The 18,343-nt window shown below is 63.5% G+C and carries 17 protein-coding genes; 6 read left to right on the forward strand and 11 right to left on the reverse strand.

Features of this window, described 5'->3' with window-relative positions; genetic code table 11:
* Positions 1–75 precede the first annotated feature (75 nt).
* Positions 76–939 (reverse strand): DMT family transporter, encoded by an 864-nt coding sequence (locus tag QQK18_RS06050; protein WP_284339408.1) that lies wholly within the window; start codon positions 937–939, stop codon positions 76–78.
* Between the two features lie 87 nt (positions 940–1,026).
* On the opposite strand from QQK18_RS06050, the gene QQK18_RS06055 reads away from it, so the two are divergent.
* Positions 1,027–2,451 (forward strand): aminotransferase-like domain-containing protein, encoded by a 1,425-nt coding sequence (locus tag QQK18_RS06055; protein WP_284339409.1) that lies wholly within the window; start codon positions 1,027–1,029, stop codon positions 2,449–2,451.
* Positions 2,452–2,477: 26 nt separating this feature from the next.
* On the opposite strand, the gene QQK18_RS06060 is transcribed toward QQK18_RS06055, so the two are convergent.
* A complete protein-coding gene (locus tag QQK18_RS06060; protein WP_284339410.1) occupies positions 2,478–2,870 on the reverse strand; it encodes a GFA family protein in 393 nt (130 codons plus the stop codon).
* A gap of 139 nt (positions 2,871–3,009) precedes the next feature.
* On the opposite strand from QQK18_RS06060, the gene fabV reads away from it, so the two are divergent.
* On the forward strand, positions 3,010–4,179 hold the full coding sequence (fabV, locus tag QQK18_RS06065) for an enoyl-ACP reductase FabV (RefSeq protein ID WP_284339411.1): 1,170 nt from the start codon (positions 3,010–3,012) through the stop codon (positions 4,177–4,179).
* Between the two features lie 21 nt (positions 4,180–4,200).
* Here fabV and QQK18_RS06070 read toward each other — a convergent pair whose 3' ends face one another.
* The gene (locus tag QQK18_RS06070; protein ID WP_284339412.1) at positions 4,201–5,268 is read right to left on the reverse strand and encodes a DUF4037 domain-containing protein; all 1,068 of its coding nucleotides are present in this window, start codon (positions 5,266–5,268) and stop codon (positions 4,201–4,203) included.
* A gap of 109 nt (positions 5,269–5,377) precedes the next feature.
* On the opposite strand from QQK18_RS06070, the gene QQK18_RS06075 reads away from it, so the two are divergent.
* Positions 5,378–5,899, forward strand: coding sequence for a helix-turn-helix domain-containing protein (locus QQK18_RS06075; RefSeq protein ID WP_284339413.1), 522 nt, complete (start codon positions 5,378–5,380; stop codon positions 5,897–5,899).
* A gap of 19 nt (positions 5,900–5,918) precedes the next feature.
* Positions 5,919–6,470, forward strand: a complete 552-nt coding sequence (locus QQK18_RS06080) for a PIN domain-containing protein (protein WP_284339987.1) — start codon at positions 5,919–5,921, stop codon at positions 6,468–6,470.
* A 104-nt stretch (positions 6,471–6,574) separates the two neighbouring features.
* On the opposite strand, the gene QQK18_RS06085 is transcribed toward QQK18_RS06080, so the two are convergent.
* The 5 genes from QQK18_RS06085 to QQK18_RS06105 all read right to left on the reverse strand — a co-directional run bounded on the left by QQK18_RS06085 (position 6,575) and on the right by QQK18_RS06105 (position 11,000).
* On the reverse strand, positions 6,575–7,777 hold the full coding sequence (locus QQK18_RS06085; RefSeq protein ID WP_284339414.1) for an MFS transporter: 1,203 nt from the start codon (positions 7,775–7,777) through the stop codon (positions 6,575–6,577).
* A 146-nt stretch (positions 7,778–7,923) separates the two neighbouring features.
* Entirely contained in the window at positions 7,924–8,466 is a 543-nt protein-coding gene (locus QQK18_RS06090) for a GNAT family N-acetyltransferase (RefSeq protein ID WP_284339415.1), read from the reverse strand.
* Between the two features lie 312 nt (positions 8,467–8,778).
* Positions 8,779–9,324, reverse strand: a complete 546-nt coding sequence (locus QQK18_RS06095; protein WP_284339416.1) for a hypothetical protein — start codon at positions 9,322–9,324, stop codon at positions 8,779–8,781.
* 173 nt (positions 9,325–9,497) lie between these two features.
* Positions 9,498–9,659, reverse strand: coding sequence for a YjiS-like domain-containing protein (locus QQK18_RS06100; protein WP_284339417.1), 162 nt, complete (start codon positions 9,657–9,659; stop codon positions 9,498–9,500).
* A 3-nt stretch (positions 9,660–9,662) separates the two neighbouring features.
* Positions 9,663–11,000 carry a tetratricopeptide repeat protein gene (locus QQK18_RS06105; protein ID WP_284339418.1) on the reverse strand — a complete coding sequence of 446 codons (1,338 nt, stop codon included), beginning with the start codon at positions 10,998–11,000 and terminating at the stop codon, positions 9,663–9,665.
* Between the two features lie 577 nt (positions 11,001–11,577).
* Here QQK18_RS06105 and QQK18_RS06110 point away from each other — a divergent pair.
* Together QQK18_RS06110 and QQK18_RS06115 are read left to right on the forward strand one after the other, a co-directional pair.
* On the forward strand, positions 11,578–13,533 hold the full coding sequence (locus QQK18_RS06110; protein WP_284339419.1) for a winged helix-turn-helix domain-containing tetratricopeptide repeat protein: 1,956 nt from the start codon (positions 11,578–11,580) through the stop codon (positions 13,531–13,533).
* A 439-nt stretch (positions 13,534–13,972) separates the two neighbouring features.
* Positions 13,973–14,263 (forward strand): hypothetical protein, encoded by a 291-nt coding sequence (locus QQK18_RS06115; RefSeq protein ID WP_284339420.1) that lies wholly within the window; start codon positions 13,973–13,975, stop codon positions 14,261–14,263.
* 75 nt (positions 14,264–14,338) lie between these two features.
* Here the strand turns inward: QQK18_RS06115 and QQK18_RS06120 are convergent, their stop codons facing one another.
* The 3 genes from QQK18_RS06120 to QQK18_RS06130 form a co-directional block, all read right to left on the reverse strand.
* Positions 14,339–16,168: a glycoside hydrolase family 15 protein gene (locus QQK18_RS06120; protein ID WP_284339421.1), complete on the reverse strand. Its 1,830-nt coding sequence runs from the start codon at positions 16,166–16,168 to the stop codon at positions 14,339–14,341.
* A 128-nt stretch (positions 16,169–16,296) separates the two neighbouring features.
* Complete coding sequence (locus tag QQK18_RS06125; RefSeq protein WP_284339422.1) at positions 16,297–17,082, reverse strand: glucose 1-dehydrogenase; 786 nt, start codon at positions 17,080–17,082, stop codon at positions 16,297–16,299.
* 232 nt (positions 17,083–17,314) lie between these two features.
* On the reverse strand, positions 17,315–18,280 hold the full coding sequence (locus tag QQK18_RS06130) for an NADP(+)-dependent, decarboxylating phosphogluconate dehydrogenase (protein WP_284339423.1): 966 nt from the start codon (positions 18,278–18,280) through the stop codon (positions 17,315–17,317).
* Positions 18,281–18,343 lie beyond the last annotated feature (63 nt).

An 18,343-nucleotide genomic window follows, 5' to 3' on the forward strand; every position in this document is an offset into this window, starting at 1 on the left:
TGCTGTGCACTCAGGCACTTGAAAAACCAAGTCTATCAGGCGTTAACGTTTGGTTACAACGCAGTCAGAGGCGTTTCATCTGGCGAACCTGCGCGCCCCGGCGACGCAGAGGACGACGGCGACCGTCACAGCCAGCATGGCTGAGGTCACGGGCTCGTGGAGAAGGGTCGCCGCCAGCGCCAGGCCGAAGAACGGCTGCAGGAGCTGGAGCTGGCCGACTGCGGCGATGCCGCCCTGGGCGAGACCGCGATACCAGAAGACGAAGCCGATGAGCATGCTGAACAGCGATACATAGGCGAGGCTGAGCCATGCGGGGCTTTCGACCTGCGAGAGCGTTGGTGGCCACGTTGCCACCGTCAGCACGATCATCAGCGGAAGCGACAACACCAGCGCCCACGAGATCACCTGCCAGCCGCCGAGCGTCCGGGAAAGCCTGGCGCCTTCCGCATAGCCGAAACCGCAAACGATTATGGCGGTCAGCATCAGCCCATCGCCGATGGGCGAGGCGGTGAGCCCTTGCGTCAGCGCGAACCCCGCAACAAGCGTGCTGCCCAAAACCGATAATGCCCAGAACGCCGGCTTTGGCCGCTCGCCGCCGCGCACGACGCCGAAGATCGATGTCGCCAGCGGCAGGAGGCCAATGAAGACGATCGAATGCGCCGACGTCACGTGCTGGAGTGCCAGCGCCGTCAGCAGCGGGAAGCCGACCACCACGCCCAGCGCCACGATGACCAGCGAAGCGAGGTCGTTCCTCGAGGGGCGCTTCTGCCGGAAGGCCAGCAGCAGGCCGAGCCCGAGAATGCCGGCGATAGCGGCCCGGGCGACGGTCAGGAACACCGGATCGAACTGCTGCACGGCAACCCTTGTGGCGGGCAGCGACCCGCTGAAGATGATGACCCCGATGAGGCCGCTGATCCATCCGTCCGCCGACCGATCCAAAGCCTGCTCCTTTTTGTGCAGGCTTCCTTATTCCCAACGACGGCTGGTTGTGCCAGCAACAGTCCGATACAGTTGCGCCAAACTGTTATGGCAACGGAAGCAATACGGATGGCAGAAATCGGTGGAACGACGCGGGTGGCGATGGTCATGGCCACCATCCGCCAGCGCATCGCCGGGCGCAGCCTGACGCCGGGCGCTAAGCTGCCGTCGGTGCGGGGGCTGGCAGCGACGCTCAAGGTCAGCACCTCGACGGTGGTCGACGCCTATGAGCGCCTAGTTGCCGAGGGCGCGATCCATTCGAGGCCCGGTTCCGGCTTCTATGTGGCCAGCGAGACGACGCCTCTCTCCCTGATCGATGTCGGCCAAAGACTCGACCGCGCCATCGATCCATTCTGGATCTCGCGGCAGTCCCTCGATGCCGCGCACGATGATCTCAAACCTGGTTGCGGCTGGTTGCCGTCGTCCTGGCTGCCGGTGGACGGTCTGCGCAAGGCCCTGCGCACCATCGCACGCGCCGGCGAGCCGGCCCTGGCCGATTACGGCTCGCCGCTGGGTCTGCCGCTACTGCGACAGCTGATCGCGCGACGCATGGCCGACCGCGGCATCGAGGCAACACCCGATCAGGTGATGCTCACCGAGAGCGGCACGCAGGCGATCGATCTCATCTGCCGCATGCTGCTCGAGCCTGGCGACACGGTCCTCGTCGACGACCCGTGCTACTTCAACTTCCAGGCCCTGCTGCGCGCGCACCGGGCGCGGATGGTGAGCGTCCCCTTCACGCCCACCGGCCCCGATATCGAGCTCCTGCGCAAAGCCCTCGCCGAGCACCGCCCGCGGCTCTACATCACCAATTCGGGCATCCACAATCCAACCGGCGCCACACTCTCGCCGGTCGTCGCCCATCGGGTGCTCAAACTTGCCGATGAGTTCGGTCTCACCATCATCGAGGACGACATCTTCGCCGACTTCGAACAGAGCCCTGCCCCAAGGCTGGGCGCTTTCGACGGGCTCGACCGCGTCATCCACATCGGCAGCTTCTCCAAGACCCTCTCCGCCTCGGTTCGCTGCGGGTTCATCGCCGCGCGGTCCGATTGGATCGAAGGCCTCACCGACCTCAAGATCGCCACCTCCTTCGGCGGCGGCCGGCTCGCCGCCGAGCTGGTCTTTGCCGTCTTGAGCGACGGCGGCTACCGCAAACACCTCGAAGCCCTGCGCCTGCGCCTCTCGGCCGCGAGGCGTGATGTCGGGGCGAAGTTGAAGGTCCTCGGCATCGAGCCCTGGCTCGAACCGCAGGCCGGCCTCTTCCTCTGGTGCCGCCTGCCCGGTGGGCTCGACGCCGCCGACGTGGCGCGGGCGGCGCTGGCAAGGAACGTCGTGCTCGCCCCCGGCAACGCCTTCAGCCTCGCCCAGTCTGCAAGCAGCTTCCTTCGCTTCAATGTCTCGCAGACCACCGACGAGCGCGTGTTCGATGTCCTCCAAGAGGCGCTGAAGGACGCGAAGGGCCAAAACTGAAGCGGCGCATTGCGGGTTCGTTCGTTCTAGTCCTCGGAGCGCCCCGTGCCCTCACGATCGCGCTCGTACCGTCTCTTCAGCGGAAACGGCGGCAGCCAGGACTCGCGACGGATGGTCCAGCTTTCGTAGGTCGGCATCAGCTGATCGGGGGCGTCGAGCGACCCCAGGTGCACTTCGATTTCGTCGTCGGTGCGTGCAAAAACCGACGAGCCGCAGCGGGGACAGAAGTGCCGCCCGGCATAGTCGCGTGTTTCGCCATCGATGGTCACTGCATCCTGTGGGAACACCGCGGCGGCGTAAAACAGCGCCCCATGATGCTTGCGGCAATCGAGACAGTGACAAATCGCGACCCGGTACGGGCGTCCCGAAGCCACGATCCATACGTCCCCGCACAGGCACCCGCCGGTGAAACGGTCCATGTTGCGTCTCCTCCAGGATCACGCGGTCGGATTGGCTATAACGAACGGCACTGCCATTGCAATTGCCCGTACTTGCGCACCAGCGAGCCGCAGGTTAGCAACGGCAGGTCCTGACGCAAGGCATAGGCGGAGCCGAACAATGATCATCGAACCCAGAATTCGCGGCTTCATCTGCACGACCGCCCACCCAGTCGGGTGCGCCACCAATGTTCAGCGGCAGATCGACCATGTGGTGGTCAAGGGTCCGATCGAAAGCCCGCGCAAGCGCGTGCTGGTCCTCGGCTGTTCGACCGGCTATGGCCTCGCCTCGCGCATCGTCACCACCTTCGGTTCCGGCGCCGATACCGTCGGCGTCTCCTTTGAAAAGGAGCCGGGTGAAACGAAAACCGCTTCAGCCGGCTGGTACAACAACCGTGCCTTCGAAAAGCGCGCACGCGCTGCCGGCCGCATCGCGGTAACGGTTGAAGGCGATGCCTTCTCGGATGCGGCCAAGGCGCAAACCATCGCAGCGATCCGCGACAATCTCGGTGAGGTAGACCTGGTGGTCTATAGCCTCGCCTCGCCGGTGCGAACCGATCCCAAAACCGGCACCACCTATCGCTCGGCCATCAAGCCGATGGGGGAAGCGGTTCGCTCCAAGACCCTCGACACGGGTACCGGCGCGGTCAGCGAAGTCGAAATTCAGCCGGCAACCGCCGACGAGGCGGAGGCGACCGTCAAGGTCATGGGCGGCGAGGATTGGGAGCTGTGGGTCGATGCGTTACGTGAGGCCAAGGTCCTCGCCCCGGACTTCATGACCCTCAACTACACCTATCTCGGCAGCGAGCTGACCTGGCCGATCTACCACAAGGGTACGCTGGGGCGCGCCAAGGCCGACCTCGATCGCGCCGCCGCCGCGATGCGAGAGAGATACGGTTCCGAAAGCGCCTTCGTCGTGGCGCTGAAGGCCGTGGTCACCCAGGCGAGTTCCGCCATTCCGGTGGTGCCGCTTTACGGCACCCTTCTCCTCAAGGTCATGGAGGAGATGGGGCTCGGGGAAGGCTGCATCGAGCAGATCGATCGCCTGTTCCGCGTGAAGCTTCAGCCACCCCTCGAGCTCGACAAAGAGAGCCGGGTACATGTCGACGACTGGGAATTGTCGGAGGCTGTCCAAGCCGAGATGGGCCGGCGCTGGCCGCTGCTGTCGAGCGAAACGCTCGCTCAACACGCCGACCTCGATCGCTACCGGCGCGAGTTTTTGAGGCTCTTCGGCTTCGGGCTCGGCGGCGTCGACTACAGCGCCGATATCGACCCGCGTGAGCCTGCTTAAGTCCCCACGCGGCACCAGCGGTCAGCCGAACAGCTGGTGCATCATCCTCTGGGACATGTCCGGGCTTTCCAGAACGGGCGTGAGATCGCTGACCTGATCCAGTGAGCCGACGACTGGAAGCTCTTTGATAAAGGGGTCCGCTATCGCCGCGCTGACGGCCGCGATCGCATCGTCGACGTTGATGGTGGTGAACGGCCGATCAAAGTAGGGACCGACCACCGGGTTGAACCCGGCCACTCCGATCGCATTCTGTCGCCGCGCCAGCTCGAGATAGGCCGAAGCAAGGGCGTCGCCTCGCTGCGTCCATTCGCTGGCAAGCAGGGCCTGCTCCAGATGGCGCAAGAGGGCCCCGGCGATCGGGAGCTTGGCAAAGGCGCTGCCGAACCACTTTGCATAGGGGGCGTAACGGCGCTCGAGCAGGAAGCTCATCCTCATCACGTCCCGCACCAGCCGTGCGGCGATGATCCGGGAGCCGAGATCGTCACCGACCTGCCCCGCTCGGCCGACGAATGCCTGCTCTTCGGCAATGCGCCGCCACTGGCACGCGATCTTGTAGAGCCACACGTCGTCCGGAAAGTAGGCCAGACGCTCACGAGCCTGGCTCAAACGGCCTAGGTCGTCATGGAAGACGGCGCCGGCCGTAAAGGCGAGCAGCTTTTGTTCGGCAAATCCCAGCCACTGCAGCGCACTGAGGTTCTCCACCGACCGCACGGCGAAGTGGCCTTCCAGCCTGGCTTCGAGCGTATGGAACTCGAGCCCGTGCTCGAGTGCGCCTGCCGCTTCGACACCGTTTGCCGGCGGATGCGGCCGGCTGCGCCAGCCGATGGGCTCTCCAAGATAGCTGTCGGGGGCGACTTGGGAGAACTCTGCGACCAAGCGCCGCGCATGATCGTCGAACCGGTCCCGGGTCAGGATGATGTGTACGCGCGGCCCCCAGTTGTGGTCCCTGGAGGTCTCGTCGTCGAAGCCGAGGAGTTCCGACCCATAGCCGATCAGCGCTGCCGAGTGGGACAAACTTGGCGCAACCTCGTTCAGCCAAGGCCGAACGATGTCGGCGTAAAAGCGGCGCGATAGTTCAATCCCCTGCATGGCACATCCTCCGATCGGGCACCCTGCATAACGGCGCAACTGCGCAGTGGGAAGAGGAGCAGAGCCGCCGTTCCGGCCAAAGGCGGAAAGCGGAACCAATCGGTCAGGCATGCGTTCGCTTATTTCGGATATTTCGATTGTTGCGGCTAGCCAGTCAGGCTATATTCAAGCCGAAGTAAGGGAAACTCAAATGACTCAGCTACTGGAACGACCCGTTCTGCCGACTCCGGATGATGCAGAGCTTGCAAACGCAGCAAGCCGCACTCTTTCGCGTGCCAAGAGTGCTGAGCTTCGCGTTCAGGTAGATAGCGGCGAAGTCCTGCGGCTTCCTAAGTCGGTGAACGAACTCTTATACCGTCTTCTGACTGAGATGGCGCAGGGCAACGCGGTTACACTCATCCCCATTCATGCGGAGCTTACGACGCAAGAGGCTGCTGACTATCTAAACGTCTCTCGCCCTTATCTGATCCGCCTTCTCCAAAAAGGAGAGATCGACCATCACATGGTGGGGACGCATCGACGTATAAAGTTCAGCGACCTGCAAACCTATAGGAAAGCCTCCGACGAGAAGCGGCGGCAGGCAATGCAGGCGTTGGCCGATCAGGCTCAAGAACTGGATATGGGCTATTAACCAGTCAAATTACACCGTCATCTACGATGCTTGTGTGCCCTACCCGGCCCCCCTGCGAGATATTCTTATGGAACTCGCAGGGACCGGGTTGTTTCGCGCTAAATGGAGCGCCCGAATTCACGACGAGTGGACGCGCAACCTCCTCGTCAACCGTCAAGACCTCAATCCCGAAAAGCTAGCCAGAACCGTCGAGTTGATGAACGACGCAGTCCCAGACTGTTTGGTGGAGGGGTACGAAGATATGATCGAAGGCTTGGTGTTGCCAGATCCCGATGATCGGCATGTTCTTGCCGCGGCTATTCACTCAAGCTGCGACGCCATCATCACAATGAACCTGCAAGACTTTCCAACCAAGCACGTTGGAAAGTACGACATTGAGGTCCTTCACCCTGACGATTTCATATTCAACCAGTTCGGGCTGGATACGGCTGCCGTCTTGAACTCGGTGCAACGATGCCGCGCTCGCCTGAGAAAACCGCCCAAGTCAGCCGCCGAATTCTTGGAACGCTTGGAGGCGCAAGGCTTGCCCAAGACCGTCGCTGAACTTCGCCCATTCGAAAGCGTCATTTAGCGACGCTCTAACCCGCCTACCGACGGGCATCGCCCGGCTACCATAAGCAGGAGACCTGCTTAATCAAGATCGCAAGGCGAGGTCTGCACCGCAGCGCAACGACTCTACCGGACTTTCCCCATGTCCGGCAGGAACACCGTCAGTAGTCCGGCCAGCGGCAGGAACGAGCAGAGCCAGAACACGTACTGGATGCTGGTCTGGTCGGCGAGCGCCCCGAGCGCTGCCGCCGCGATGCCGGCCGCGCCGAACGCGAAGCCGAAGAAGATGCCGGCGATCATGCCGATGCGGCCCGGCATCAGCTCCTGCGCGAACACCACGATGGCCGAGAAGGCGGACGAGAAAATGATCCCGACGATGATGGTGAGGATCACCGTCCAGGTGAGGTCGGCATAGGGCAGCATGAGGGTGAACGGCAGAACGCCCAGGATCGAGAACCAGATCACGAACTTGGCGCCGAAGCGGTCGTTGATCGGTCCACCCAGGAACACGCCGAGTGCCGAGGCGCCGAGGAAGACGAACAGCAGCAGCTGCGCGTCCTGTACGCCCACCTGGAATTTTTCGATGAGGTAGAACGTGTAGTAGCTCGAAAAGCTCGCGATATAGGCGTTCTTGGTGAGCGTGAGGACCGTCAGCACGATGAGCGCGATCATCGTCGTGCGCTTGTCAAAGATCAGCGCCGTACTGGCCGGCGCCTTGCCGGCATTGGCCCGCCGGTGCTCGGCATACCAGCGTCCGACCCGTGAGAGGATGAAGATGCCGACGAGCGAGCCCATTGCGAAAAGGCTGACGCTCCACTGTCCGCGCGGCAGCACGATGAAGGCGGCCAGCAGCGGCCCGATGGCCGAGCCGGCATTGCCGCCCACCTGGAACAGCGATTGCGCCAGCCCGTGCCGTCCACCGGAAGCCAGCCGCGCCACCCGGCTCGATTCCGGGTGGAAGATCGCCGACCCGAGCCCGATGAAGGCGCAGCCCAGGAGCAACAGCCAGTAGGTCTGCGCGAACCCCAGGATGATCAATCCGATGAGGCTCGATCCCATGCCCACAGGCAGCGAGTAAGGCAGGGGCCGCTTGTCCGTGTACATGCCGATGGCAGGCTGCAGGAGCGAGGCCACGACCTGGAAGGTGAAGGTCAAAAGCCCGATCTGCACATAGTCGAGCCCGTAATTGACCTTGAGGATCGGGTAGATCGCCGAAAGCAGCGATTGCATCACGTCGTTGATCAGGTGGCAGACGCTCACCGCGACGATGATCGAGAGCGTGGTCTTGCTGGCAAGGCTGGTTGCCGGTGCGCTGGCTGTGACGGTCATGAGCTGGTCGGGGAACAGGAGGAGGTATCGCTACCGCCTCCATTAACATGTTAGTTGCGGCCTGTCGTTGTCATCAATGCCGGAAACCGTTCGCACCCCAGCAATTGTGCCGAGCGTTTTTTTGAGAAGCGCGCGATCCAGTTCCCTCAAATTGCGTCGCGATCCAGCACCTTTTGCATCTTGACGCACCCGAAGCGTGTCTGGTCCGGGAACAGGATCTGCGTCACTTCTTCTACCTGGTAGCCGAGCCGCTGGTAGAGCGGGACACCTGAAAGGGTCGCCGTCAGGCCCAGCAGCAGGACGCTGTGCGCGATGGCGTCCTGTTCCACCCGCAGCATGATCGCCGTACCGACACCGCAGCGTGCGACTGCCGGATCGACGAAGACGCTGCGCACGGTCGGCATGTCGCCCGCGTGACCCTTCGCGGGCAGGCCTGCGGCATAGCCCGGTTTGGCGCGCGACCAGGCGCCGCTGGCAAGGATCGCGCCGTAAGCGTCTTCGGCAAGAAAACAGTGCCCCTCGAGGACGATGGCGTCGTCCATCGTGCCGAATGCTTCCATGAAGCCTGCAATCTCGGCCTCCGAATAGAAGTCGGCGCCCAACGTCCACATGGAGCGCGCCTGCATCGCCCGGATCGCCGTGATGTCGCGGGGACGGGCATGGCGGATAAAATACGGGGTGGGGTTCATGTCTGTTGTCATGGTTTTCCTTCGCGCAAGGGCGCGACACTGGTTCCCGCCGGGTCGGCCCCGGCGGGAGTTCTCCAGCGTGCGACGGCGATGCTGATCGGCGACTTGGTCGAGCACGCCCTCTTCCACCTCCAGCGCCTTGGTCAGGCCCAGGCGGCGGCGATGCCCTGACCTTCGTGTATTTCGGCACGACGCCTTAGACGCCCTCGATGTGCTTGTAGATCTCTTCGAGAGTCGGCTTTTCTGCGCTGCGGCGGTCGCAATGCCTAAGGCACTGTCGACCGCCAAGGTGATCGATGCCGTCACCGAAAGTTACTGCTCCTTGCCGTGACCCTCCAAGTCGAAGGTCGCGCGCAGGCCCATGAACGAACCCCAACCGAGAAATGTCTGGCTGATATCGCCGTCGTGGCCGACAAAGCCACCAGTCGCGCCCGAGATTGCGCGTAAGAGCTCAACGTTCTCGTCGATTATTTCGGGACCTTCCGAGATGAGCAGGTCGCCATCGTTCAGCAAGACAGTCTGGCGCGAGATCAGGAACACACCGGTCTCGGCTTTCATCGCCGTGCCCACCAGGAAACCGTCGCAGGTCCAGGTGCCGAGCACCAGGTCGGGGAATGCCGGAGAGCCGTCCTCGTTCACGCCATCCACACCCGGTTTCAACGTGCCGACGGGATAGACGTAGCCCTGGGTGATGAATGGGTTGCCGTGCGCCGGCATACCGTCTTCATCTACCGGGGCGGGTTGAAACACGAAACGCGTGTGGTCTTCTGCCACGTCGAAGGCGTTCGGCGCCGCCGTGGCCCCGCTTGAGACGAGCGCTCCAGCGATTGCGAGAGCAGTCAGGTAGATGCATTTCATAGTCGGATCCTTAGAGTTGATGGAATTGATGTCGCGTAGCCCGTCGGATGGGCGGGACGCGGGGTATCGCGGCGTAGGTCCGTGTCGGACATGGGCCGCAATCCGGGTGCCCCCGGGGGGCGGTGTTTTTGCCCGCTCACTGCCGGGCGGTTCCGCCCGGAAGAGGTGTAGCCCTAGAGCCAGGGATCGTCGGTTGAGCACGGCTCGTTGAGGCCGATGTCCTTGAGCAGGTGGTCGTTGAACTGGCGCAACACCTCGATAGTGTTGCGGTGCGACCGGCGGCGCCTGCGCATGACGCGCCAGCGCACCGGTATGGATTTGAAGAACGTCGACATCTCTCAGGCCGCCTTCACGTTGGGCGCCGCGCCGGCGCGGGCACGCGTCAGGAAACTGCGGTTGATGGGACTGTGGGGCTTGAGCGCCAACCTTTCGCTGGCGAGCGCCTCTGCCATCGCGGTCAGGCCACCGCGCACGGTCGCTTCCGTCAGCGTCCAGTCGATGATGTCCCGCTGGGCATGGCTGCCGCCGAACGAATTGGCGATGTAGCGTGCGCCATGAAGGTGGTTGGCGGCCGTCTCGTAGTCGCCGCGCCAGAACGCGGCAAAGCCGGCAACGAGCGGAAGCGCGGTCTTGCGCCCCCAATTGTCGGTCTCGGCCGCACCGCCGTTCGTGCCAAAGCCCGAAACGATACGCTCGACGTCCTTGTGGCGGCCGGCCCCGAGATACGCCATCACCGCGTGCCAGTCGTTGAAGGGGTAGCTCACCCCATCGGCGTGGTCGTCCCATGCGCCGGCCAATTCCTGCCATCGCTCGCCGATGTCGTGACCCGACATCGCGAGGCGCCACAGCAGCGCTGAGGCATCGACCATGTCGAGCGCAACGGGGCTGCGATCCCTACGGATCGGCCCGTCATAGAGCGAGAAGACCTCCTCCACCTGGCCCAGGTCCAGGTGGCAGAGCGAGCGGTGCCACCAGTTGTGCACCTTGAAGAAGTTGTCGTCGCCCGTCCAATGCGGCTCACGCGCGACCATCCAGCCGATGCCGTCCTCGGCGCGGCCCTGCATCTCCATCACATGGGCGACGGCGTGGTGCGCCCAGCTGTCGCGCGGCTCGATGGCGACCGCCTGCCTGCCGGCATCCTCGGCTCTCGCATAGTCACCCGTTTCCTCGAGCCCGAACGCATAAAGGCCGAGGAGGATCGAATAGCCGGGCATATCGGGCGACCATTTGGGCAGCACCCGAGCGATACGGTCGCGCAGGCCCCGGGAGCTGGCGCGATAGAAGTCGACAAGATGGCCACATTGGAGCGCAACGAGATCATGCGGATAGAGCGCGTTGTGAACGTCGAGCGCGATCGCCGCCTGCGTCCACTCGCCGTCAAGGAGATTGTCGAGGGCGACCACATGCGAGGCCTCCCGGTCCGCGAGGTGCAGCGACTTCGTGCGGACAACGATCCGCCGGGCCGCTTGCGTCGCGTCAGGCTCGGTTGCAAACCCAAGGAGATAGGCCTTGAGGATATGCGCCATGGCAAATTCGGGCGCGGCGTCGATGGCCTGGTTCAAAAGACCGACCGGATCGCCCCGATAGATGTTGAACGCCTCGACCGCCTCGTCGAATAATGAAACGGCTTCCGCCGTTGCGCCCGAGAGGGCCAGGCCCCGTATATCTGAGAACATCTTGCTTCTAACCTTCTTGACTGAGAGATCATCTTCGATCGCTAAGTGAATTGCGTTGCGGCAGACCGGTGCGACCGTCATGATCGCCCGCCCTGCTGTTGAGCGCCTTGAGCCGCGGCGGCACATGGAGGCGTGGGAATAGACTGGGCGCAGTTCATGCGAGAGAGGCACGATGGCCGAAACCGTGCGAAACGAGCCAGCCGGAGCTTTTGAGCAAAAAGCCTGCCCCGGACTTGATCCGGGATGGATGCTACGTTTGCGGTTCGAACACGCGACCGCGCTTTTAGGAGGATGGGCAGCCCATGCCATGCCCGGGCGCGTCTGCATCGTCGAACAATGAGACAACCTCTCCCGTTGCGGCCGATAGCGCCGGGCCCCGTACTTCTGAGAACATCTTGCTTCTACCTTCCTGCGTCACCGGATCGTCTTCGATCGCCAGGTGAATTGCATTGCAGCAGGCTGGTGCGACCGTCATAATCGCCCCCCTGCTGTTGAGCGGTGTTTTGAAGCAAGTCCTTTCACGCCGACAGGACCGCGCACCGATGGTTTGCCGATCAATTGCCGATGAAGACGTGAGATGAGTGCAGAGCCCGCATCACCGATCGAGCTTGCAAGGACCGACGAATTCGATCTGGGCGGGACGCGGGTGCAACCGTCGTCCTGCGAGATTTCGAATGCCGGCGAGACCCTCTCTCTGGAGCCGAGGGTCATGCAGGTGCTGGTGTACCTCGCGCAGCGGCGCGGTGAGACGGTGACCCGCGACGACCTGATCGCCGGGTGCTGGCGCGGGGTCGTTGTCGGCGAGGACGCGATCCAGCGCTGCATCGGGCGCCTGCGAAAAACCGCCGCGACCGTCGGGGGCTTCGAGATACAGACCCTCAACCGGCTCGGCTATCGATTGCGCGAGGTGTCAACGCCTCGAGATCCCCCCGATGCGTCTCCTACCCCCAAGGCCGACGCGGCGCCGGCGATCGTGGTTCCCGATACCCACGTGCCGCTCGCGCATGCTTCGACGTCGAGCTCCGCCTTGACCGTCGGACCGTTCGTGCTCGACGCGCAGCGCGTTCTGCTGCAACGGGACGGCAAGGAAGTCGTCGTCGGGGGCAAGGGCCTTGCCCTCTTCGAAGTGCTGATGGAGGCTGCCGGCGGCATCGTCAAGCGAGAGACCCTGATGGAGAGGGCCTGGCCCGGTGTCATCGTCGAGGAAAGCAACCTGACCGTGCAGATCGCGGCCCTACGCAAGGCGCTCGGCACCCAGCCGGACGGTCAGGAGTGGATCGCGACCGTGCCGCGGGTCGGCTATCGGCTGACGCGCCCGTCAGAGATACAGGCCGGTTCCTTTGACGGCAGGCCATCGATCGCCGTCCTCCCCTTTACAAATTTCAGCGATGACCCGCAGCAAGGATATTTTGCCGACGGCATGGTCGAGGACCTGATCACCGCGCTCTCGCGCTTCAGAACTTTTGCAGTGGTCGCGCGCAACTCCTCCTTCGTCTACAAGGACCGCACCTACGACGTACGCGACGCGGCCAGAGCCCTTGGTGTGCGCTACGCGCTCGAAGGCAGCGTGCGACGCGCCGGCCGGACGGTCCGCGTCACCGGCCAGCTGATCGATGCGGAAAGCGGCGCGCATATCTGGGCGGAAAAGTTCGATGGGCTGCTCGACGATGTCTTCGATTTCGAGGACGCGATCACCGAGAGCGTCGTCGGTGCGATCGAGCCGCAAATCCGCAGGGCCGAGATCGAGCGCGCGCGCCGCAAGCGCCCCGAGAGTCTAGATGCCTACGATCTCTATCTGCAGGCGCTGCCGCTGATTTCGAGCGTCGAGGCGCACAACTACAGTGAGGCCATTGTGCTGCTCGAGCGTGCCATCGCGCTCGATCCCGGCTTTGCATCAGCGCTCGCGCACGCCTCCTGGGCGCATGCCAAGCGCCTCGGCAGCGGCAAGGCGGCCCCGCCCGGCGTCGACGACGCGGCCGAGTGCATCGCGCTCTCGCGCCGTGCCCTTGCAGCCGACAGCAACGACGCCACGGTCCTGGCGATCGCCGGCCTCCATCTTATGGACGTCGAGCCGGATCGCGGATACGGCATCGTCATGCGCGCCTTTGAACTCAACCCCAACAGCTTCCTCGTTGCCAACTTTTCCGGCTTTGCCAATCGGCGCCATGGCAATTTCGACGACGCCATCGCCTGCCATTTGCGCGCCCTTCGCTTCCTGCCCGGAGCGCCGGAAGTGATCTGGTGCCTGACCGCCATAGGAGAAGCCCATCTCTCGGCCGGCCGCTTCGAGGAGGCCCTCATCTGGGCCCTGCGCGCCCACGACATCTACAATCGCCTGGAATGGACGCAGACCGTGCTGGCGGCCGCCTACGCCCATCTCGACCGGCTGGATGAGGCACGCGATGCATTGCAGATCGTGACGGCCGCGCGGCCGGGTCTGACGATTGCAAAGTTCTTTGGCAACAAGAGCCCCGGACCCCACGACGGCTTCATGGCCGAAGGCCTGGCCAAGGCCGGGATTCCTCGGGGCTAGATGTGGGCGCGCTCTAGGGGGTGACCCTTGGGTACAACACAACCACGGAGTCATTCCCGCGAAAAAAGCGCATTCGCGCTCATGTGTCCAAGGATGGATCCCGCGAATGCGGAAGGCCCCCTCACCTGCCGGCTTCGCCGTCGACCTCTCCCCCCAGGGAGAGGTGAAGTGGGCACTGGGCCGGCCTCCGCAACACCTCTCCCTCTGGGGGAGAGGTCGGCCCGCAGGGCCGGGTGAGGGGGCCTTTCGCGGGACGACACACTGTGGGTGGTGGGGCCCGCTCTACCCAGCGCTTTCACATGATTTCCGAACTTCTTTAGCACCGGCTAAGGACCCGAACCGGCAGTCCGGACAATAGGTGCGGCTCCCTGCTCGGTCTCTCCTTGCGCTCAGCCAATCTCGCGAGTGCCGTCGACCGAGCGCAACTCGGAGACATAAAATGACTAAGCGCACCCTCATTGCCCGGGCGATCAACCTCGCTGCAGGCAGCACTCTTGTTGCGTCAATGGCCGCCGCAATGACCACGACCGCTGCGGCGCAGGCCGACGCCCACTCCAGCCAGGACATCTGCGTCAGGGGCTCGGTCACGGTCCCGCACGCCTGCCCGTCGACGATCGATCCTGCGTTGGCATCGAGTGATGAGTTCATGCCGATCCACACGGACAACCCGAAGGAGGACTCGGTAGGGGCCATCTACTGGCTATCGGCGCGACCATCCTCGGCTCTGTGACTGCGCAGAAGAAAACGCGACGGTTCGATAGCCTGGAGTTCCCGTTCTGACATCGTCAGAACGGGAAAGCCGGCGCTAAGGTTGTTCTTCGGCAGCAGCTCTGCCGGCGCGTTGCTCGGCCGGACCTCGCGCCGAGATAAGGTTCGTGGCCGAGTTCACCAGGCCGACATGCGAGAAGGCCTGCGGAAAATTGCCGAGTTGCCGGCCGGTGTGAGGATCGTATTCTTCGGCAAGCAATCCGAGATCATTGCGGATTGAGAGGAGACGTTCGAACAGCGCCTCGGCTTCGTCGATACGGCCGATCATCGTCAGCGCATCGACGAGCCAGAAACTGCAGACGAGAAAGGTCCCCTCGCTCCCGCTGACGCCGTCCGGCGCATGCTCTGGCCGATAGCGTAGAACCAGCCCGCCCTCCACCAGGTCGCGCTGGATGGCCTCGACGGTCGCTATGACGCGCGGATCGTCCGGGGGGAGGAACCCGACCGACGGAATGAGCAGGAGCGACGCATCGAGAGCGTCTCCCCCATAATACTGCACAAAGCTGCCTCGCTTCTCGTTCCAGCCATTGGCCAGAATGTCGTCGCGGATCTCGCCGCGCACCTTGTGCCAACGATCGACAGGGCCCGACAAGCCATAGTCTTCGACAGCCTTGACGCCGCGGTCGAAAGCAACCCAGGCCATGACGCGCGAATAAGTGAAGTGGCGGCGCCCCCCGCGCATTTCCCAGATGCCGTCGTCAGGTTCGCGCCACTGCTTCTCGAGATCGTCGAGCAGGACCTTCTGGAACCCCCAGCTCGCCTCCGACGGTTCGAGCATGAACTTGCGCCCGACATGCAGGGCATCCATCATCTCGCCATAGACGTCGAGCTGCAGTTGATCGTAGGCGGCGTTTCCGACGCGGACCGGCAACGAGCCTTCGTATCCGGCCAGCCATGGCAGCTCGATCTCGGTCAGTCGCCGCTCCCCCGCGAGGCCAAACATGATCTGGAGCTGTTTCGGATGGATGGCGGCGGCTCGCAACAGCCATTCGCGCCAGGCCTTCGCCTCGTCACGATAGCCGGAGGTCAGCAGCGCCAGCAGCGTGAGGGTGGCGTCGCGTATCCAGCAATACCGGTAATCCCAGTTGCGTACACCCCCGATCTCTTCGGGAAGCGAGGTCGTTGCCGCTGCGACGATGCCACCGGTCGGCGCGAAGGTGAGCGCTTTGAGCGTCACCAGCGAACGCACGACAGCTTCCCGCCACGGGTGGTCCTTCTTGCCGGCAAAGGAGCAATCGTCGGACCATTTCCGCCACCGCTTCTCGGTCTCATTGAGCCGCCGGGCTGGATCCCAGCGGACGGTCGGCGGCCGGTGCGAGGGATGCCACGTCATGGCGAATGGCACCTGCGCCCCGGCTCCGACACTGAAGGTCGCGAAGGTGCGCATGTCCCTGCCCTTCAGCTCCACCGGCGTGCGCAGCTCCACCGCGTCCGGTCCTGCTACAGCCTGCAGTCCATAATCCGTGCGGCGCACCCAGGGCACCGTTCGCCCGTAGTCGAAGCGCAGGACAAACTCCATGTTCATTTCGACGTTCCCCCTGTCACCGCGCACGATGCGCACTACGTCGACGTGCTCCTCGTCTTCGGCAAGCGGCATGAAATCGATCAGCGTGACGGCGCCTGTCGCTGTTTCGAACGTCGTTTCGAGAATAGTGGTGCCCGGGCGGTAGCGGCGGGAAACGCGCGACGCTTTCTCCTTTGGGGTGATGAGCCAGCACCCATTTTCTTTCGAGCCGAGGAGCGCCGCAAAACACGCATCGGAGTCGAACCTTGGCAGGCAGAGCCAGTCGATCGACCCGTCGCGGGCGACGAGCGCGCAGGACAGCATGTTGCCGATAAAGCCATAGTCCTCGATCGGGCGGCTCATGCCATTATCCTCCGGATCTGCTGGGGTGGGCCGACGTCGGAATACCCCTTCGCGCGGCCAGTGTCATGCGCAGGCGACGAGGCTGTCCATCGCTCATCCGATCCTCGCGTTGTTGGTATGAAACGCCGTCACCCGCCATGGGCGAAGTCGGCGAAATCGGTCATGCCGCCGTCGACAAAGAGCGTCGTACCGGTGGCGTAGCTGGCAAAATCCGAGGCGAGCACAGCCACCATCCGCGCGATCTCGTCAGGTTCCGCGAGCCGGCCCATCGGGATCTTCCTCTTCAGGTCCGCCAACCCGGCCGGGTCGCTCCACACATTGCGGTTGATCGGCGTCTTGACCGCTCCGGGTGCCAGGGCGAGCACGCGCACGCCATAGGGTGCCGCCTCCTGCGCCAGGGTCTTGGTCAGCATCGAAACCGCAGCTTTCGACGCTGTGTAGGCGCTGAACCCGCCCCATGGGATCCTCTCGTGAACCGACGACATGTTCACGATCACCCCGGCCCGCTGCGCCACCATCTGCCCCAGCGCTGCGCGTGAGCAGAAAAACGTGCCGAGGAGATTGACGTCGATGACCTTGCGCCAGGCCTCGACGTCTGCCTCCCAACCCAGGGCGGCGTGGCCGTCGATGCCGGCGTTGTTCACCAGCACGTCGATGCCGCCCCAGTCCTGCTTCATCCGCGCCACCATGCTGGAGACCTGACCCGCGTCCGAAATATTGGCATGAATGGCGAATGACCGCCTGCCCTTGGCGCGGATTGCGGCGGCCACTGCTTCCGCCGCTTCGGCCTCGTCCACATAATTCACGACCACATCGGCGCCTGCATCGGCCAACATCAGCGCGGTGGCCTCGCCGATGCCCGAGTTGGCGCCGGTTACCAAGGCGCGTTTGCCTTTCAAATCCAGTGCGAGCATCGATCGCGCTCCTTGCTGTTAGAGCGGGATGCAAAAAGCCTGTCTCGGACCTGATCCAGGATGGGAACCGGCTTTTTGCGAAATATCCCGCAGCAACAAAACGCATAGAGCGCATTACTTGACTCAATCAAATCGCGTCGCGCTCCAGTGGTCGGCGGCTGACATAGCAGTCGGGCCGGCGCGTTCACCCGAGCCAGGGGCATGCATCGCAGGCTCATCGGGCAAGGCAAAGCTATACCGTTTTCGGCCGATAGATATCACCCACCCTGCCTTCGCGGCGCTCAGCCACCACGCTTGCGTTCGGACCGAACGGATGTCCGCCAAAACCGTGTCGCATCGCAACAATGGCCTTTGCCCACACGCCATTCTCATCACGTGAGGCGAACAACTGCATGACCGACTGCGAAATCACCGGAATCGGAGCCTCCATCCGAAGGGCATCAGCAACCAGCCAGTTCACCTCTCCGGTGTCCTCGATATACCTGGTCGTTTTGCTCAGAGTGGGGTCATCGGAATGCGCCTCGGCAAGAAGGTCGATCAGCCACGAACGAATAACGGAGCCGTTCCGCCAGCATTCGAGCACGCCATCGAGATCGAGCGGCTCATGAAAACGCGTCAACAGATCGAAACCCTCTCCGATCGCCTGCAACATGCCAAATTCGATCCCGTTGTGTACGAGCTTGACGAAATGCCCACTGCCCGGAGGACCTGCATGGACGAAGCCATCCGGTACCGAGAGGGACTTAAGCAGCGGTTCGATGGTGGCAACGACATCCTTGTCGCCACCGGCCATGAAGCACGCCCCGGTGCGGGCGCCCGACAGGCCTCCGGACGTGCCGAGGTCGACGAAATCGATCCCCCGAGCCTTCAGGCGGTCATGGCGCCGGATGGAGTCACCCCAATAGGAATTGCCGCCATCGACGACGATATCGCCCGGCTCGAGAGAAGAAGCCAACTTGTCGAGCGCCGCGTCAACATCCGGCCCAGCGGGAATATAGAGCAACACCACGCGTCGCGGCTGCAGCTTTTCCCGGAAGCCGGCAATATCGGAGACCTCGACCAGCCCCGCCTCGACGAGCTCCCTGGGTGCGCCCCCCAGGGTCAGGCCGACGACGTGATACCCCTTTGAGATAGCCAGGTCCGCAAGTCCTCCACCCATCCGGCCAAGGCCGACCACGCCGATTTCGTTGATGCCCATAGTAGCCTCCCGCGACGGTCTACAACGGGTGATGAACTGATTGGTTCAGGCTCGACTGGCCTG

This window comes from Devosia nitrariae, from assembly GCF_030160115.1.
GTDB classification, from domain to species: Bacteria; Pseudomonadota; Alphaproteobacteria; order Rhizobiales; family Devosiaceae; genus Devosia; species Devosia nitrariae.

Coding starts and splice junctions, on each gene's coding strand:
- QQK18_RS06055 (WP_284339409.1), top strand. CDS start 1,027: ATGGCAACGGAAGCAATACGGATGGCAGAAATCGGTGGAACGACGCGG.
- QQK18_RS06060 (WP_284339410.1), bottom strand. CDS start 2,870: ATGGACCGTTTCACCGGCGGGTGCCTGTGCGGGGACGTATGGATCGTG.
- fabV (WP_284339411.1), top strand. CDS start 3,010: ATGATCATCGAACCCAGAATTCGCGGCTTCATCTGCACGACCGCCCAC.
- QQK18_RS06070 (WP_284339412.1), bottom strand. CDS start 5,268: ATGCAGGGGATTGAACTATCGCGCCGCTTTTACGCCGACATCGTTCGG.
- QQK18_RS06075 (WP_284339413.1), top strand. CDS start 5,378: ATGCGTTCGCTTATTTCGGATATTTCGATTGTTGCGGCTAGCCAGTCA.
- QQK18_RS06085 (WP_284339414.1), bottom strand. CDS start 7,777: ATGACCGTCACAGCCAGCGCACCGGCAACCAGCCTTGCCAGCAAGACC.
- QQK18_RS06090 (WP_284339415.1), bottom strand. CDS start 8,466: ATGAACCCCACCCCGTATTTTATCCGCCATGCCCGTCCCCGCGACATC.
- QQK18_RS06095 (WP_284339416.1), bottom strand. CDS start 9,324: ATGAAATGCATCTACCTGACTGCTCTCGCAATCGCTGGAGCGCTCGTC.
- QQK18_RS06100 (WP_284339417.1), bottom strand. CDS start 9,659: ATGTCGACGTTCTTCAAATCCATACCGGTGCGCTGGCGCGTCATGCGC.
- QQK18_RS06105 (WP_284339418.1), bottom strand. CDS start 11,000: ATGTTCTCAGATATACGGGGCCTGGCCCTCTCGGGCGCAACGGCGGAA.
- QQK18_RS06110 (WP_284339419.1), top strand. CDS start 11,578: ATGAGTGCAGAGCCCGCATCACCGATCGAGCTTGCAAGGACCGACGAA.
- QQK18_RS06115 (WP_284339420.1), top strand. CDS start 13,973: ATGACTAAGCGCACCCTCATTGCCCGGGCGATCAACCTCGCTGCAGGC.
- QQK18_RS06120 (WP_284339421.1), bottom strand. CDS start 16,168: ATGAGCCGCCCGATCGAGGACTATGGCTTTATCGGCAACATGCTGTCC.
- QQK18_RS06125 (WP_284339422.1), bottom strand. CDS start 17,082: ATGCTCGCACTGGATTTGAAAGGCAAACGCGCCTTGGTAACCGGCGCC.
- QQK18_RS06130 (WP_284339423.1), bottom strand. CDS start 18,280: ATGGGCATCAACGAAATCGGCGTGGTCGGCCTTGGCCGGATGGGTGGA.